Below are 16,176 nucleotides of genomic sequence, written 5' to 3' on the forward strand. Positions count from 1 at the left end.
CAATACAGTGGAGATCCAAATGTGGGAGTGGGCTTGCTCGCGACTGCGGTGTGTCAGTCAAAGATGTTCTTACTGAACCACCACCTTCGCGAGCAAGCCCGCTCCCACAGGGGTTAGGCGATGTTCTTCCTAGCGTTGTTTCATGCGGTCGATGATGACCGCAAGGAGCAGGATCGAACCCCGGATCACATACTGGTAGAAGGTGTCGATGTTCTTCAGGTTCATCGCATTCTCGATGATCGCCAGGATTAACACCCCGGCAATCACGTGGCGGATCATGCCGATGCCGCCGCTCAACGACACCCCGCCCAGCACGCACGCCGAGATCACCGTCAGCTCAAAGCCCTGGCCAATCATCGGCTGGCCCGAGGTCATGCGCGACGCGAGGATCACCCCGGCCAGGGCGCCGATCAGACCGTGCACGGCAAAGATGATGATCTTGGTGCGATCAACATTCACCCCCGCCAGCAACGCCGCTTCCTGGTTACCACCGATGGCCATGGTGTTGCGCCCGTAGGTGGTGTAGTTGAGCAGCCAGCCGAAGAACACAAAGCACAGCACGGTGATGATGATCGGCACCGGCACGCCCATCAGTTGGCCGTTGCCGAATACGAAGAAACCTTCGTCCATCACCCCGACGGCCTTGCCGTTGGAGAAAATGTACGCCAGGCCGCGCACGATCTGCATGGTCGCCAACGTTGCAATCAAGGCGTTGATGCGCAGCTTGGCGATGACAATGCCATTGATCAGCCCCACCACCAGGCCCATGGCCAACGCCGCCGAGACGCCGAGCACCACGCTGTCGGTGTCGCGGATCACAATGCCCGCGACCACGCCGGCACAGGCGATCACCGAGCCTACCGACAAGTCGAAGTGCCCCGACGCCAGGCAGAACAACATGGTGCACGCGGCGATGCCCACGGTGGAAATCGCCAGGCCCAACCCACGCATGTTCAGCGGCGACAGGAAGTTGTCGATAAACAATGCGCTAAGCACAAAGATGCTCAACGCGGCGAGCAGCATGACCCAATCGTCAAGGAACTTGCGCTGGTTGAAACCCGGCCAGAAGCCCTTTGCAGTTTTTACCTCAGACATCATTCACCTCGAATTCTTCAAGCCCGCGAACGCGGGAGAGCCAGTTGCAACAGCCGTGCCTCGTCCGCTTGGTCGCGGGTGAGTTCGCCAGTCAGGGCGCCTTCGCTCATCACCAGGATGCGGTCGGAGATGCCCATCACTTCCATCAGGTCGCTGGACACCACGATCACCGCGATGCCACTGGCCGCCAGGTTATGGATGATCTGGTAGATCTCCGACTTGGCGCCGATATCGATGCCACGGGTCGGCTCGTCCAACAGCAGCACCTTCATCGGCATCGACAGCCAGCGGCCGAGAATGGCCTTCTGCTGGTTGCCGCCGGAGAGGTACATGATTTTCTGTTCGGCGTTCGGCGTCTTGACCTTCATGGCTTTGATTTGGTGGTCGGCGTTGTGCTTTTCCCAACCGTCTCGCAGCAGCCAGCCAAACCTGGAATGGGCACCACGGGCACTGATATTGATGTTCTCAGCCACGCTGGACAGCGGGATGATGCCTTCCTTCTTGCGGTCTTCCGGGCACAGCAGCACACCGGCGGCGATGGCGTCGCGGGGTGACTGCAGTTGCAGTGTCTGGCCGCAGAGCTGAAGGCTACCTGCGGTGCTACGGGTCAAACCACTGAGCAGCCGGAACAGCTCCGTGCGCCCTGCCCCGACCAATCCGAACAGGCCAAGAATCTCGCCCTTGTGCACCTGCAGGCTCACCGGCTCACGCAGGCCTGGTCCGAGCAAACCCTCGACCTTAAGCGCCACATCGCCCTGTTCCCGTGGCCGGTAATCGTAGATGTCCTGGATATCGCGACCGACCATGCACGTCACCAACTGGTCGTGGGTCAGCGCGTTCATATCGTCGAACGTGCGCACATAACGGCCGTCCTTGAACACCGTCACCGCGTTGCAGATGCGGAACACCTCTTCCATACGGTGCGACACATAGAGCACGACTTTGCCCTCATCGCGCAGGCGGGTGATGATCGCCATCAAGCGGTCGATTTCCCGCGCCGAGAGGCTGCTGGTGGGTTCGTCGAACGCAATCACGTGGGCACCGCGGGACAGCGCCTTGGCGATCTCCACCAGTTGGCGCTGGCCGAGGGACAGGCGTCCGAGCTTTTCGTCCGGATCGATTTCATCGGCCAGGCCTTTGAGACACGCCAACGCTTGCTTGCGCAATTGACTACGGTTGACCACCCCGAACCGCGTCGGCAAATGCCCAAGGAACAGGTTTTCGGCCACGGTCATTTCCGGCACCAGGTGCAGCTCTTGGTGGATCACCGCGACCCCACTGGCAATGCTGTCGGCGGCGGACTTGAAGTCCATGGTCTGCTCGCCGATCTGCAGTGAGCCGCTGCTGGGCAGGTAAGCGCCGCCAAGGATTTTCAGCAGCGTCGACTTGCCCGCGCCGTTCTCGCCCATCAACGCATGCACCTCGCGCGGCCGCGCTTCAAAGCTGATCTGCGCCAGGGCTTTCACACCGGGAAATTCCTTGCCGATGCCGTTGAATCGCAGGGCCGCGCCGGTCATTTCCACAGCCCGATTTTGCTCAACTCTTCCTTGAAGTTGGCGCGGGTGATCAGGGTCACGTTGTCCAGGGCGGTGAACTTGGCCGGCTCGGTGCCTTTGGTGACCCACTCGAACATCGCGCTGGCGGTTTTGTAGCCCGAGGCGTCAGGGCTCAACAGCATGGAGCCGTAGAAACCGGTGTCGGATTTTTTCAGCTCTTCGATGGCGTCAGTGCCATTGATGCCGACGCCAATCACATTGGCAGCCTTGAAGCCGGCGCTCTCGGTGGCGCGCACGCCGCCCAGCACGGTGCTGTCGTTCATGCCGCCGATGATCAGGTTTTTCGCGCCGCTGGGCAGCTTCACCAGCGCCGAGTTGGTGGCGTCCATGCTGCCTGGCACGTCGAGGGTTTTCTGCGCGCTGAACAGGATGTGGTCAGCAGGCAGGCCGGCGGCCTTGAGGCCTTCTACCGAACCGTCAGTGCGTTTCTTGCCGGTTTCCAGCTCGTCGAAGGTGTTGATGACGGCGTAGGTTTCTTTCCAGTCCCAGTTGCGATGCTTGGCTTCGGCAGCCATGGCCTCGCCTTGTTTCTGGCCGATCTTGTAGGCATCGAGGCCGACGTAAGGCACGTCTTCCATGGGCTTGCCCTTGGCGTCGACAAAACGGTCGTCCACCGCCAGCACCTTCAGGTTATTGAGCTTGGCCTTGGCCATGATTGCCGGGCCGAGGGACACGTCCGGCGGGCAAATGACGAAGCCCTTGGCGCCGTTGGCGGCCAGGGTGTCGATGGCCGACAAGGTTTTCTCACCATCAGGCACGGCGATCTTGATCACGGTGAAGCCTTGGTCCCTGCCGGCTTTTTCGGCGAAGGCCCATTCGGTCTGGAACCAGGGTTCTTCGGCCTGCTTGACCAGGAAGCCGATTTTCACTTCTTCGGCGGATACAACGCCGCTGAACGCGACCGCAAGGGCCAGGGTGCCGAGTGTCTTCTTGAGCATGAACCACCTCGTTCTTGTTATTGGAAAACGTCTTAGTCGTGGTACATCACAGACCGCCCGCCATCGATCATCAGGCAGGTGGCATTGATAAAGGGCGCCTCGTCGGTCGCCAGGAACAGTGCCGTCATCGCCACTTCAATCGGCTGGCCGATGCGCTTGGGCGGGTGCAGGTCAAACGCGCGCTGGCGCTCGGCGTGGGGGTCGGGGAAACCGTTCCAGTAGTCGACGTTGAGCTGGGTTTCGATATAGCCCGGCGCGATGGCATTCACACGGATGCCCTTGGGCGCGTATTCGATACCAAGGGCACGGGTAAGGCCGAGCAGGCCATGCTTGGCCACGGGATACGGGAAGCAGCCGGGAATGATGTGGCTGGAATGGGTGGAGGCAATATTGATGATGTTGCCAATGCCCTGCTCGATCATGTGCGGCAACACCGTGCGGCAGCCGAACCAGGCGCCGTCGAGGTCGATGGCGAAGCAGCGGCGCCAGTCTTCGTCGGTCATCTCCAGCGGGTCGCGGAACACGTTGACGCCGGCGCAGTTGACCAGCACATCCACGCGGCCAAAGCGCTCGATAGCCAGGTTGACCAGCGCCTGCCATTGATCTTTGGACGTGATGTCGACGGCTTGTGCATAGATGTCGGCGCCGCGTTCGCGCCAGTGGGCGGCGACCTTCTCGACTTTTTCGCCCTGGATATCCGCAATGATCAAGCGCGCCTGCTGGGCCTGAAAACACGCGACGATTGCCTCGCCAATGCCTTGGGCGGCACCGGTGATAATCACCACTTTGCCTTTGAGCCGTTCGCCATAGGTTGGCTCGGGCACGGCGGGGAGTGACAACGGTTGTGCCTGCATCGCTTCACCTGTTTTATTTTTGGTAGTGAGTGCTGATGCAGCCGACTATAAACCTATCATTTGAAATATCTCAATATATAAATTTGCATCCCATATAGTGAGCAAAACATGATCTTCAAGGCGAACAAAATCGAATGTGGGAGCGGGCTTGCTTGCGAATACGGTGTGTCAGCCATATATGAGTTGACTGATCCACCGCATTCGCGAGCAAGCCCGCTCCCACATTTTGATCTTCAGTGTTTTTGAAAGGAGCGCTTCAGCCCAGGGCGAAATCGCGCAGCGCATCGCCTTCCATGCGATAGCGCACCCACTCTTCCTGCGGCTGGGCGCCAATGGATTTGTAGAAGGCAATCGCCGGTTCGTTCCAGTCCAGCACGCTCCACTCGAAACGCCCGCAGCCGTTATCGAAGGCGATCTTCGCCAGGTGGCGCAACAGTTTCTTTCCCGCCCCGCCGCCGCGTTGTTCCGGGTTGATATAGAGGTCTTCGAGGTACAGGCAGTTGCTGCCCAGCCAAGTGGAATAACTGAAAAAGAACACCGCAAAACCAATCGGCACACCATCGCGCGAGCAGATCAGGCCGTGGGCGGTGGCGCCCTCGCTGAACAGGCTGCGCTCGATGTCCACCACACTGGCGATCACTTCATGCCGGGCCTTCTCGTACTCGGCAAGCTCGGTGATGAAAGTCAGGATCTGCGCAGCATCGCTGGGCACGGCGGGGCGAATCTCGATGGTCATGGGCGAGCCTTGGCAATTTCAAAGCTCACATACTAAGGCGCTTTGATGACTGATTGCAGTGCATTTTCACTGCACCTGCGTCGGGCGCCCTTACTCCGTCCACGGGTAACGCTGGCGCCAGCAACCACGTAACAATCAGCCATGGCCTGCATGGTAAAAAGCCCGGCATAACGCCAACGACCTGAAGGCCGCCCCATGCATCCCAAGCCCCCGGTGAGCACCTCGCTGTTCGCCCTGTTCTGTCTTGCCAGTTTTCTGCTGTCGCTGTCTTACGGCTCGACCTTCCTGCTGTCGTTGCTGATTCACACACGCGGCGGCAATGAACAGGATGCGGGCAGTGTGATTTCCACGGCGATGCTGAGCACCTTTGTGGCCGTGCTGGTCTCAGGGCATTTGTCCGATGCATGGGGCGCGGCACGGGCGATTGCAGGTATGGGCCTGCTGCTGGTGGTGGCGTGCCTGGGCTTTGCACTGATGCCCGGCTTCGGCGAAGGCCTGATGCTGTTTGGCCTGGCCCTTGGGCTTGGGTGGGGTGTGTTCTACACCTTGGGACCGATCATCGTAGCCCTGCTGGTGGAGCCGCAGCATCGCGCCAAATATTTCGCGCTGCTGTCGGGCAGCATGATGAGCGGGATCGGTTCCGGGCCGCTGCTGGGGCGGGCGGCAAGCGCGCTGGGGTTGCCGTTGACCACCGCCTTTTACATTGCCGCTATTGCCAGCCTCGTCGGCGTGCTGCTGTTTTGGCGCCTTGGTGCACAACTCAAGCAACAGGACACCGCGCCAGTGGCGAAAATCTCCTGGGTCTCCACCCGCCAGGTGCTGTCCTCCAAAGCGGCATTCGCGATCCTGATGGTTGGCCTGGGCGGTTGCGTCTTCGGCGGGCTGTCCTCGTTCCAGACCAGCTATGCGGCGGCGCACGCGCTGGACTATTCGCTGTTCTTTGCGGGCTTCCTGAGCGCGGCGATCACCAGCCGTTTGCTGATCGCAGGATTTGTCGTCAAGCGCGATGCGTACCGCGCGGCGTGTGTGCTGTCGGGGCTGATGCTGCTGTCGGTGTTGATGTTCAGTTTTACGGTGTCCGGAACCCTCAGCTATCTGCTGGCCGCCATTACTCTGGGCGTGGGTTATGGCCTGACCTATTCGGTGATCAACGGGCTGGTCGCCAATGAAGCACCCGGCGGTACGACCTCCCAGGCGCTGCTGTTATTCAGCCTGGCGTACTTTGTCGGGGTATTCGGTTTTCCGCTGCTCGCGGGGCAGATCATCGTCGCGTACGGCCTGCCGGCGCTGCTGTTGAGCCTGGTGGCGGTGGCGCTGTTCAACTGGCTGATAACCGTCGCGAGGCTGATCGCGCGACGCGCGTCCACACACAAAATCTTACAGGTCGATCAAGACCGTTCGTCGCCATCAAGGCACGAACGACAAACCCAGGCGGACCAATAGAGGGTAAGGACATTAATCATATGGAGACACCCTCATGAAAAATTCCAAGTTTGCCGCCCTCGCCCTCACCGGCCTGTTGTCTGCTGCGTCGCTGAGCGCCTTTGCCGCCAGCTCGACCACCGGACCTACCGATCCAACGCCTGACGCCACCACCGAGTCGCAGAAATCCATGGGTACTGGCATGGACACCAATGGTGGCGCGGTCATTGAGCCCGGCGCTGACCCGCGCACCCAAGGCAACGATAACCAGCGTCAAGCGCCTGCTGCCGTCGGTAACGGCAAAATGGGCCCGGCGATCAATCAGCCCAACATCAACAAGGGCGATGACTCCAACGTCCCTGGTGCGCCGAAACAACCTGCGCCTTGACCCATCGAACGCAAGACGAACACCCGATCATTTCCCAGTGAAGAGGTACGCATGAACGTCGATAGAAACCTTGAAAAAGAAGTCCTCACCCGCCTGCTGCACGCTCATCCGCAAGGCTTGGGCAAAGAGGTGCTGGATAACTACCGCGGCGAAAAAGAGGTCGCCAGTGTCTTGGCGTTCCTGCAGGACCGTGGGCTGATCAAGGATGGGCATGTGACCACCGACGACGCCGGTGAATATTCGTTGAACCTGCCGATCAAGCTGACCGCATCCGGTGTGGATGAGGCGCGCAAGCTGGACAGCGAGACTCCTCAGTAATCTTGAATACACCGCAACACAGTGTGGGAGCCGGGCTTGCCCGCGATAACGGAGTGTCAGTCACCTTATTCCTCGACTGACTGGACGCCATCGCGGGCAAGCCCGCTCCCACATTTTGATTGAGGCTATTCAGCAGTCAGCGCATCAACCTCGGCAGTGCCGGGGGACGTAGCCGGGCCCCGGCGCGTCACCGCCAACGCTGCCGCGGCATTCGCACGGCGTGCCGCTTCGGCAGGTTTCAAGCCCTTCGCCAAGCCCGCAATAAACACCCCCGCGTGCGCATCCCCGGCACCATTGCTGTCCACGGCCTGCACCTTGAAGCCAGGCACATGCGCAACCGCTCCCGGTCGCCCAACCCAGCAGCCATTCGGCCCATCACGAACCACCAGCAACGTATTGGCCGGCAGGTGTCGGCTCAACTCGGGCAACGCGGCGGCTATATCTGCCGCACCGGTAAATGCGAGCGCTTCGGGGCCATTGCTGGTCCAGATGTCGATGCGCGGCAATAACGCGCGCATTGCGGCTGATTCCGGCGCCTTCACCAGCGGGCCTGGGTCAAACACCACCACGATCTCCCGTGGCAACGTCAGCAACCAGTCGATCAGCGGCTGCGCCTTGCCCTCCAGCAACAAGCTGTAGCCGCTGACGTACACATAGTCGTCAGCCTGCGGCACAACCCTGGCCAAGTCTTCGGCACTCAGCTCACCCTCGGCGCCGATATGGGAAATGAATGTGCGCTCAGTGGTAGCCTCGGTCAGCGATACACACAAACCGGTGTCTTTATCGGTGCTGGCCGTCTGGGCCATTTCCACCCCTTCGGCCTGCATCGCCGCGCGCGCCAGGTCGCCAAAACGCCCATTACCGTGACGCCCCAGGTAGACCACTGGCAGCCCGTTGCGCCGAGCGGCAGCCATCACATTGAAACCGCCGCCGGCTTCAAAGCTGGCCGATTGCGCCAGCACGTCGCCGCCGGTGGCGGGCAAGGTATCGAGGGCCATGACCAGGTCGACAATGACTTGGCCGGTGTGCAGCAATCTAGACATTAGGGCTCTCGACTAAAGCCGGACGACGATCAGCGGCGCCGCCCAGTACCGCGTAAATCCCGCCGGCCACCAGGAAGGTGACGATCCAGCCCAGGCCGTTGTGGCCAAGCCAGGAGTCGGACAAAGGCCCGGCGAACCAGATGTTTTCGGCGGTGGTGCCGATGGTGGTGAAGCTGAAACCCAGCACGATCGCCACGGCCCAGGCACCAAACGCACGCCACTCCACGCCGCCGCGATACCAGTAGGCGCTGCTTGGGCTCACGTCCAGCAGGTCCTTGGGGCTGTAGTAGTGACGGTGGATCAAATCGACCACAAAGATGCCGACCCACGCAGTAATCGGCACCGCCAGCAGCGAAATGAAGGTGATGAACGGGCCATAGAAGCTGTCGGCGATCAACATGAAGTAGATCGAGCCGGCGAAGATCGCCACGATGTCGACGATTACCGCATGCACGCGCTTGACCTTCAAGCCGAGCGTCAGGGTGGTGAGGCCCGCCGAGTACACCGACAGGTTGTTGGACAGCAGCAGCCCGCCGAACGCGGTAATCAGGTACGGCACCGCCATCCAGGTGGGCAACATGTCGCGGATCGCGACGATTGGGTCAGTGGCCGAGGCGAGGTCGTTGTTGCCCACCGACAGCAAGCCGCCGAGGGTAATCAACAACACCAGCGGAATGCCTGCACCAAACGCGGCGGAGGCCACCAGGCGCACGGCCTTGACGCTGCGGTGCTGATAGCGCGACATGTCGGCGCCGGCGTTGGCCCAACCGATACCGGTACCGGCAGCCATGGTGCCGATGCCGATGATCATCGCACTGAGCGGTGCCGGCGTGGCGTTGAACACGGCGCTCCAGTCGATGGTGGCGCAGAGGAAACCGCCGACCAGGATGTTCAAGGCGCCGAACACGTAAGTGGCCCACTTCTGGATCACCAGCAAGGTGGCGTGGCCCAGGCCTGACACCGACAAGGTCAGCAGCACAAAGATGGCGATGAAGATCAGGGTCAGCACCGGCGCACTTTTCGCCTCGACCGGCGAACCAAACAGGATCGAGCACAACGACAGCAGCACGAAGGCGGCCGTGGTGGTGTTGACGGTCTCCCAACCCAGGCGTGACATCAATGACACCAACGTCGGCCCGATATTGCCGCGCACGCCGAAGATGGCGCGGGACAGCGTCAGGCTCGGCGCACGGCCACGACGGCCGGCGATGGAGATGATGCCCACCACCGCAAAAGAGCCCGCAGCGCCGAGGATGGCGACGATGATCGCCTGCCAGATTGCCAAGCCTCGGAACGCGACCAGGGTCGCACCCAGCGGCAAGCCAAGAATGCTGATATTCGCCGCGAACCACACCCAGAAAAGTTGCAGCGGGTGACCGTTGCACTCGCCTTCCGGAACCGGTTCGATGCCGCGTGTTTCCAATTGCCCGGCACTTTGGCCGGAAGAAGTCGTGCTCATGAGGGGGTGCTCCAAGTGCCTGTATTGTTGTGGTTGTGGCAGAGAATCAAAGCGTCAACCGGTCATCCTGACTCGACGCGAACTCGTTAGGAGCCGGCTTGCCGGCGATGGCGGTGTCCCAGCCAATGCGTCGCCGGCTCGCCGATCGCTATCGCCGGCAAGCCGGCTCCTACGGGGTTCAGCGCAATATCAGCAGCCCTTCGACCAGCGGCTGCAAATCCAGGCCATTGACCTGCTTGACCTGTTCAATCAGCACTTCGGGCCAGCACTGCAGGCCCAGGCACGCACCGAGCATCGCGCCGAGAATCGCGGCGATGGTGTCGGTGTCACCGCCAAGGCTGGCCGCCAGGCATAGCGCTTCGAAGGCGTTCATCTCGCCCACCGCCACTTGCTGGGCCAGGGCAAACGACACCACCACCGACTCCTGGGACGCGACAGAAGTACCGATCAATTCGTACAGCAGGTCGGCAAACAGGGCCTTGTCGCCACTGCCGACACTCAAGGTCCGCGCCCAGCTGATGCGCGTGGAAATGCGCCCGCCGGCAACCCAGTGGCCATGGCCTTCGGCCTTCTGGGCAACCTGGGTGCCGATATTCAGCGCTTCGCCCAGGTCCACGCCGTTGATGCCAGCCGACACCACCGCTGCCACCGCCACCGCACTGGAAATTCCCAGGGAGGTGTTATGGGTGACCTGGCATGCCTGGATCACCGCCTGGATAAACTGCGCCGGGTCGCTGACATCGGCGGCAATCCCCACCGGGGTGATGCGCATTGCTGCGCCATTGGTGGTGCCGTAGCGGCCGGACTCTTCCGGCGTGTGACCGGCGAGGATCATGTCGATCGCACGCTTGGTAGACGGCCCCAGCAGATCCTGCGAGCCCTTGGCGCGCATCACTGCCTCCCAATCGATCAGGCGCTGGGCCAGCACGGTAGGCTCGATTTTGCCTTGGCCTTCCACCAGCAATTCGCCGACCAGGATGGCCTGCTCGGTGTCATCGGTGATGGAGCCGGCGGGCATGTTCGGCGCGATCGGCTGGTCGGCGTCGGCATCTTCCAGCCCGGTGATGGCACCGAAACGCGCGCGGACTTGTTCGCGACTCAGGGATTGGGTCGGCATGCCCAGGGCATCGCCCAAGGCCAGGCCGTAGAAGGCGCCGAGGGCGCGGTTGTGCGGGGTCATTTCGAGTTTCCAAACTGGAGGTGCAGGCGAAAGTGCAGCGGGTCGAGCAAGCTTTCGACGTACTCCATGAAACGCTCGCGACGGTCATAGGTGGTACGCGACGCCTTGAGGAACACCGTGCCTGCGGGGCGTCCGAGCAATTCGGCATCTTCATCGCTGAGGGGTTCGGCCCCGATCCATTGGTCCCCTTCGGCGCCGACATAACCGTAGGCGGCCAGGGTGATGGTCAGGGAGTTATCGATCAGGCCCACGTCTGGCAGGCTCTCCAGGCCTCCGGAGGCGGGCATCAACGAGCGCTCCAGCGACACCGCGGTGCCATCGGTGGTGCGACGGCGACGGTCGAGGGCGATGAATTGCTCACTGCCGAATCGGCTGAACAGGTCCGGGCGGGTAACGGCTTCCAGACGCAGGATGTCGGTGTTCACCCGCGCGCCAGTGTCGGCCAGGGCCTGGGCCCAACCACTGCGCTGGTCGAGCACCATGCCGTCAAAGGTGACGATGGAGCCGACGCCGCTCTGGGTCGCGATGTAGTTGCGTCGCTTGAGTTCGGCGAGGGCTTCGCGCAGGGTGCCGCGGCTGACCGCGAACTCTTCGGCCAATTGGTGCTCGCCCGGCAGCAGGAAACCGTCAGCCATGACCCCACCCTCGATACGGCGGATGAGCTCGTCGACGACGCGTTTTTTCTTATCAAATCGAACATGTCTAATCATGTACAAATTGATAACCGAAAGCGCCCATTTGCAGCAAGCGAATTATTTCAGGGAAATGAAAAAACCGGCCTCAGGGCTCCAGGCCAATGCGGAAAAACTCCCCACCGCTCCAGACCCCGAGCCAGTTCTGACCGTTGATCGGACGGCTTACCGCCAGCTCCACCAACTGGTAGAACGCGTTGCGGTGCACCAGGGCTTCGAGGTTGGTGCGCACCCGCAGGTACGGCGCAGGTTCCTGTGTGACGGGGTCGATCACCACCCGCAACGGGTGTTCCAGGCCGGCTTCGATCTGGTCGTCAACATTGGTGGTAAAACGCAGCACCTGGTCTTCACCCTGCCCTTCGACTTCGAGGGTTACCGCGACAAACGGCGCATCATCGACGGTGATGCCAACCTTTTCCACGGGGGTGACCAGAAAGTAATCATCGCCGTCGCGGCGGATGATGTTGGAGAACAGCTTCACCATCGGCTTACGCCCGATCGGCGTGCCCTGGTAAAACCAAGTGCCGTCGCGGGCGATGCGCATGTCGATGTGGCCGCAGAAGTCCGGGTTCCACAGGTGCACCGGTGCCGGTCCCTTGCCTTTGGGCAGTTGCGCCAACAGGTCGTTGGCCTTGGCAGAATCGGTCATGGTGCTCTCCTGGTTCTTATTGATTACTCATCCCTAACAGGCCACGAGCGTATTGTGCCAGCGGGCGAGTAATCAAATCTTCTGGCTTGTTGTCGTGGAACGTCAGTAAACCGCCACGACTGCGAATACGTGCAGTATCAATCAAATACTGGGTGCTGGTCTCGATCAACATGATCTGGATGACGCCGCTGTCCAGACCGACGCGGTCGAGGGCTTCCTGATCGGCCCATTCATCGGCGTTGCCAATGCGGTCATCCGCCTTGGCGAAGCGGCAGTACAGCAAGTAGTGAGCGCCCGCCGCACGGGCTTCGGCCATAGCCTGTTCCAGGCCTTCCGGCTGACGGGCGCGGCGCACCATGGGGAAATATTCAACAAAGCCGTTGAACGCTTCTTCAGCCACCACGTTCGGTCGCGGATAAGCGCTACCCGGTGGCACGAAAGCGCCCTGGGCGATAAAAATAAAGGAGTCCGGCTGCACGCGAATCGAGGCGGTACGGCGAGTATCGCTGTGGTCCAGCAAGCCGGCATCACTCATCTGATAACGGGTGCCTTCGGCCATATCGCTGACGGTCATGCAACCACTCAGCGTCAACGACGCCAGCAACAAAACCAGACTACGCATCCTAATCCTCCAGAAGCCGGTGACGGAAAACCGGCGAATGGGCGTGAGATGCAGAATCCAGGCCATTCATCTGCAATGCTGAACAACGGTAGGAGCCGGCTTGCCGGCGATCGCGGCGCATTAGCCATCGCATACGTGACTGACAGGGCGCTATCGATGGCAAGCCAGCGCCTACAAGGCCAACATCCATAAGAGGTGTGGTCAGCCGCCGATGATCTTCATGATGGTGGCGCCGCCAGAGAAGGCCACTTCCTGCTTATCGCCCAAGGCCTTCATCAACAGGCCTTGCAGCGCCGGCAACGCTTGATGGCGCGGCTTGTCGAGCAAGTCGCCGATGTAGTGACGGTTACTCGACGACAGGCAACCATGCAGCCAGCCCGTGGACGACAACCGCAACCGCGAACAGGTACGGCAGAACGGCACGCTTTCGTTGGCGATCACGCCAAAGTAGCCCTTGCCCGGTACTTCGTAGCGCACGGCGGTGGCGTCCACGGGGGCATTGGCTTGCAGGTATTCATACTGCTCGCCGATCAGGCCCAGCAGTTGCTGCAGGCTGACAAATTGCTGCAGGAACGCGTTGGAATCCTTGGCCAGGTGCCCCATGCGCATCAACTCGATGAAGCGCAACTCGTAGCCACGCTCCAGGCAGTAGTCGAGCAGCGGCATGACCTGGTCAAGGTTCTGGCCGCGCAACGGCACCATATTGACCTTGATCTTGATTCCGGCAGCGCGCGCCTGGTCCATGCCATCGAGCACGGTGGCCAGGTCGCCACCACGGGCGATGCTGCGAAAAGCGTCCGCATCCAGGGTGTCGAGGGAGACGTTGATGCGTTTTATCCCGGCTTCGACCAGCAATGGCAGCTTGCGCGCCAGTAACTGGCCGTTGGTAGTCAGGCTGATATCAGTGAGGCCCATGCCACCCACGGCGCCCATGAAGGCTTCCAACTTGGGGCTGACCAGCGGCTCACCGCCGGTGATACGCAGGCGGTCGATACCCGCGGCCTCAATCAGGTACGCCACGCCACGGGCCATGGCCTCGGCCGAGAGCTCGTCCTGGGCAGCCACCAGCCGCTTGCCGTTGGGCACGCAGTAGGTACACGCATAATTGCAGGCTGAGGTCAGGCTGATCCGCAAATTGCGAAAACGCCTACCTTGACGATCAACGATCATGGATCACTCCGGCAGAGGATGGTTCGGGCGCGCTAAAAGCTGACTGAAAAATCAGCTTTTAGCAAGGGTCCATGCCTGAGTATATTCCTGGGGTACTGCGCGCGGCAGCAAATCATTACGTGGAAGGCGATTCCAGCGGTGGATGCTCGGTACTGTGCTTGCGCTTGTTGCCCATGCGCACGCCGATGTCCATCAGGAACTGGAAGAAACCTTCCTGGTCTTCCAGCACATTGCTCCAGAACGGCGAGTGGTACAGCGCCACGGCGCCGTGCACCAAGGCCCAGGCGGCGCAGTAGTGGAAGTACGGCGGCACATCTTCCAGCTTGCCTTCACTGATGCGGCCCTTGATCAGCAGGGTCAGGCGTTCGAAGTTGGAAGCACGGATCTTGTGCAGCTCCTCGACCATCTCCGGCACCTGATGGCCCTTGACCACCTTCTCTTCCAGGCGGTCGAACAGGCGGTAGCGCTGCGGGTCGCGCATACGGAACTCGAAGTAGGCGCGGGACAGGGCCTCCTTGTCCTTGTCGACGTCGGCCGAATGCAGCAACTCGTTCAAGTCGCGCTCGTAGTCGAGCATCAGGCGCAGGTAGATTTCCGCCTTGGACTTGAAGTGCTTGTAGATCGTGCCTTTGCCGATACCCACGGCATCCGCGATCATCTCGACGGTGACGCTGTCTTCACCCTGTTCGAGGAACAGCTTGAGGGCGGTGTCGAGAATTTCCTGCTCACGGCGGCGAAACTCACGGACCTTACGGGGTTCTTTGTGCATGAGGAAGAGGTCTGCAAAGGTCAAAATAGGGAGGGTTGCGCACGGCCACGGATACGCGGCGATACGATTTACCCGGTGCGAGGGATTATCCCGACTGAACGGTCGCTGGGCAATGCCTATGTGAACCGCAAACGCACTTTACTTTCAGCGTGCCAACGTTTTCATGGATCTCAGTCAGAAATAATACGCAACAACCGCCGCCGTGCACCTGCCCAATGAGAACTCAAGCGAAGCGCGCGTATTCCAAATCTGTTTAAAAAACGACCAGTCGCGACTGGACTGAATCAGATACTGATCAATACTTGAACTGTCGGCGTGACATCTCCCCCAAGTGAAGCGCCGGCCTGGGTACCAACGGACCGCGTGCCCTTGTTTTACTCCTAATGGTCTTAGCCCGGATTCACCCCCCAGAACCCGGGTTTTTTTTGCCTGCGATTTGGCCGCGTCAGCCAGCGACGTGAGCCAGCGGGAACAGGCGCTTGAAGTTCTCGGTGGTCTGCTCGGCAAAGCGCTCATAGGACTCACCCCGCAGCATCGCCAGGTAATCCGCCACATCACGCACGTACTCGGGCAGGTTTGGCTTGCCGCGGTGAGGAATCGGCGCCAGGTACGGCGAGTCTGTTTCCACCAGCAGGCGGTCAGCCGGCACTTGGCGAGCGACGTCACGCAGGGCATCAGCGTTGCGGAAGGTCACGATACCCGACAGGGAGATGTAGAACCCAAGGTCCAGGGCGGCCTTGGCCATGTCCCAGTCCTCGGTAAAGCAGTGCAACACACCGGCCTGCGGCAGCGCGGCTTCGCGCAGCAGGGCCAGGGTGTCGGCGCGGGCGCCACGGGTGTGGACGATCACCGGTTTGCCGGTCTGCTGGGCGGCTTGCAGGTGCAGGCGGAACGAGGCCTGCTGCAACTCGGCGGCTTCAGGCTCGTAGTGGTAATCCAAGCCGGTTTCGCCGATGGCCACCACGCGCGGGTGATTGAGTTCACCCAACAACCAGTCAAGGGCAGGGGCTTCTCCGGGCTTGAGGTCCAGCGGGTGGATACCCACCGAACAATCCACATCGGCATAACGCTCGGCCAAGGCTTTGACGTCGGCGGCGTTTTCGGCGCTGACGCCAATGCACAGGAAGTGCCCTACCCCGCGCTGGCGTGCGGCTTCTAGCGCGGCGTCCAGGGAACCGCCGTGCTGGGCCAGGTCGAGGCGATCAAGGTGGCAATGGGAGTCTACGAGCATAGGTATCTACAACTTCAGTCACGAAAAGTGTCTGGCCGACGATACACCCGCCGG

At 61.1% G+C, this 16,176-nt stretch carries 17 protein-coding genes; 3 read left to right on the forward strand and 14 right to left on the reverse strand.

The features are described 5' to 3' along the window. Positions 1 to 129: 129 nt before the first annotated feature. The 5 genes from araH to KUA23_RS22890 form a co-directional block, all read right to left on the reverse strand. Complete coding sequence (araH, locus tag KUA23_RS22870) at positions 130 to 1,095, reverse strand: L-arabinose ABC transporter permease AraH (RefSeq protein WP_028617559.1); 966 nt, start codon at positions 1,093 to 1,095, stop codon at positions 130 to 132. A 17-nt stretch (positions 1,096 to 1,112) separates the two neighbouring features. After that, the gene (gene araG / locus KUA23_RS22875) at positions 1,113 to 2,612 is read right to left on the reverse strand and encodes an L-arabinose ABC transporter ATP-binding protein AraG (protein WP_252992891.1); all 1,500 of its coding nucleotides are present in this window, start codon (positions 2,610 to 2,612) and stop codon (positions 1,113 to 1,115) included. Next, positions 2,609 to 3,589, reverse strand: coding sequence for a substrate-binding domain-containing protein (locus KUA23_RS22880; RefSeq protein WP_078049836.1), 981 nt, complete (start codon positions 3,587 to 3,589; stop codon positions 2,609 to 2,611). Before KUA23_RS22880 ends, araG begins: the two co-directional genes overlap by 4 nt. Positions 3,590 to 3,621: 32 nt before the next feature. Next, positions 3,622 to 4,443, reverse strand: coding sequence for an SDR family oxidoreductase (locus tag KUA23_RS22885; RefSeq protein WP_099493642.1), 822 nt, complete (start codon positions 4,441 to 4,443; stop codon positions 3,622 to 3,624). Positions 4,444 to 4,699: 256 nt separating this feature from the next. Next, positions 4,700 to 5,179, reverse strand: coding sequence for a GNAT family N-acetyltransferase (locus KUA23_RS22890; RefSeq protein WP_034099874.1), 480 nt, complete (start codon positions 5,177 to 5,179; stop codon positions 4,700 to 4,702). 195 nt (positions 5,180 to 5,374) lie between these two features. Between KUA23_RS22890 and KUA23_RS22895 the strand changes: the two genes are divergently transcribed. Genes KUA23_RS22895 through KUA23_RS22905 form a run of 3 tightly spaced genes read left to right on the forward strand, consistent with a single transcriptional unit; the run spans position 5,375 to position 7,307 of the window. Beyond that, positions 5,375 to 6,622, forward strand: coding sequence for an MFS transporter (locus tag KUA23_RS22895; protein WP_252992892.1), 1,248 nt, complete (start codon positions 5,375 to 5,377; stop codon positions 6,620 to 6,622). 34 nt (positions 6,623 to 6,656) lie between these two features. Continuing rightward, positions 6,657 to 6,989 (forward strand): hypothetical protein, encoded by a 333-nt coding sequence (locus KUA23_RS22900; protein ID WP_252992893.1) that lies wholly within the window; start codon positions 6,657 to 6,659, stop codon positions 6,987 to 6,989. 51 nt (positions 6,990 to 7,040) lie between these two features. Continuing rightward, a complete protein-coding gene (locus KUA23_RS22905) occupies positions 7,041 to 7,307 on the forward strand; it encodes a hypothetical protein (RefSeq protein WP_252992894.1) in 267 nt (88 codons plus the stop codon). Positions 7,308 to 7,432: 125 nt separating this feature from the next. On the opposite strand, the gene KUA23_RS22910 is transcribed toward KUA23_RS22905, so the two are convergent. The 9 genes from KUA23_RS22910 to KUA23_RS22950 all read right to left on the reverse strand — a co-directional run bounded on the left by KUA23_RS22910 (position 7,433) and on the right by KUA23_RS22950 (position 16,122). Beyond that, on the reverse strand, positions 7,433 to 8,350 hold the full coding sequence (locus tag KUA23_RS22910; RefSeq protein WP_100492308.1) for a PfkB family carbohydrate kinase: 918 nt from the start codon (positions 8,348 to 8,350) through the stop codon (positions 7,433 to 7,435). Then, positions 8,343 to 9,809, reverse strand: a complete 1,467-nt coding sequence (locus tag KUA23_RS22915) for a purine-cytosine permease family protein (protein WP_025854160.1) — start codon at positions 9,807 to 9,809, stop codon at positions 8,343 to 8,345. Before KUA23_RS22915 ends, KUA23_RS22910 begins: the two co-directional genes overlap by 8 nt. A 178-nt stretch (positions 9,810 to 9,987) precedes the next feature. Next, the gene (locus KUA23_RS22920; RefSeq protein WP_252992895.1) at positions 9,988 to 10,989 is read right to left on the reverse strand and encodes an ADP-ribosylglycohydrolase family protein; all 1,002 of its coding nucleotides are present in this window, start codon (positions 10,987 to 10,989) and stop codon (positions 9,988 to 9,990) included. After that, entirely contained in the window at positions 10,986 to 11,699 is a 714-nt protein-coding gene (locus KUA23_RS22925) for a GntR family transcriptional regulator (RefSeq protein ID WP_078049843.1), read from the reverse strand. Before KUA23_RS22925 ends, KUA23_RS22920 begins: the two co-directional genes overlap by 4 nt. A 70-nt stretch (positions 11,700 to 11,769) precedes the next feature. Continuing rightward, positions 11,770 to 12,330: a DUF1285 domain-containing protein gene (locus KUA23_RS22930; protein WP_078049844.1), complete on the reverse strand. Its 561-nt coding sequence runs from the start codon at positions 12,328 to 12,330 to the stop codon at positions 11,770 to 11,772. Between the two features lie 16 nt (positions 12,331 to 12,346). Beyond that, on the reverse strand, positions 12,347 to 12,952 hold the full coding sequence (locus tag KUA23_RS22935; RefSeq protein WP_078049845.1) for a DUF4823 domain-containing protein: 606 nt from the start codon (positions 12,950 to 12,952) through the stop codon (positions 12,347 to 12,349). Between the two features lie 201 nt (positions 12,953 to 13,153). Next, positions 13,154 to 14,122 (reverse strand): GTP 3',8-cyclase MoaA, encoded by a 969-nt coding sequence (locus KUA23_RS22940; RefSeq protein WP_078049846.1) that lies wholly within the window; start codon positions 14,120 to 14,122, stop codon positions 13,154 to 13,156. Positions 14,123 to 14,237: 115 nt separating this feature from the next. Then, entirely contained in the window at positions 14,238 to 14,891 is a 654-nt protein-coding gene (locus KUA23_RS22945) for a TetR/AcrR family transcriptional regulator (protein WP_028617572.1), read from the reverse strand. Positions 14,892 to 15,336: 445 nt separating this feature from the next. After that, positions 15,337 to 16,122: a TatD family hydrolase gene (locus KUA23_RS22950; RefSeq protein WP_100492305.1), complete on the reverse strand. Its 786-nt coding sequence runs from the start codon at positions 16,120 to 16,122 to the stop codon at positions 15,337 to 15,339. Positions 16,123 to 16,176 lie beyond the last annotated feature (54 nt).

This window comes from Pseudomonas pergaminensis (genome assembly GCF_024112395.2).
Taxonomy (GTDB): Bacteria; Pseudomonadota; Gammaproteobacteria; order Pseudomonadales; family Pseudomonadaceae; genus Aquipseudomonas; species Aquipseudomonas pergaminensis.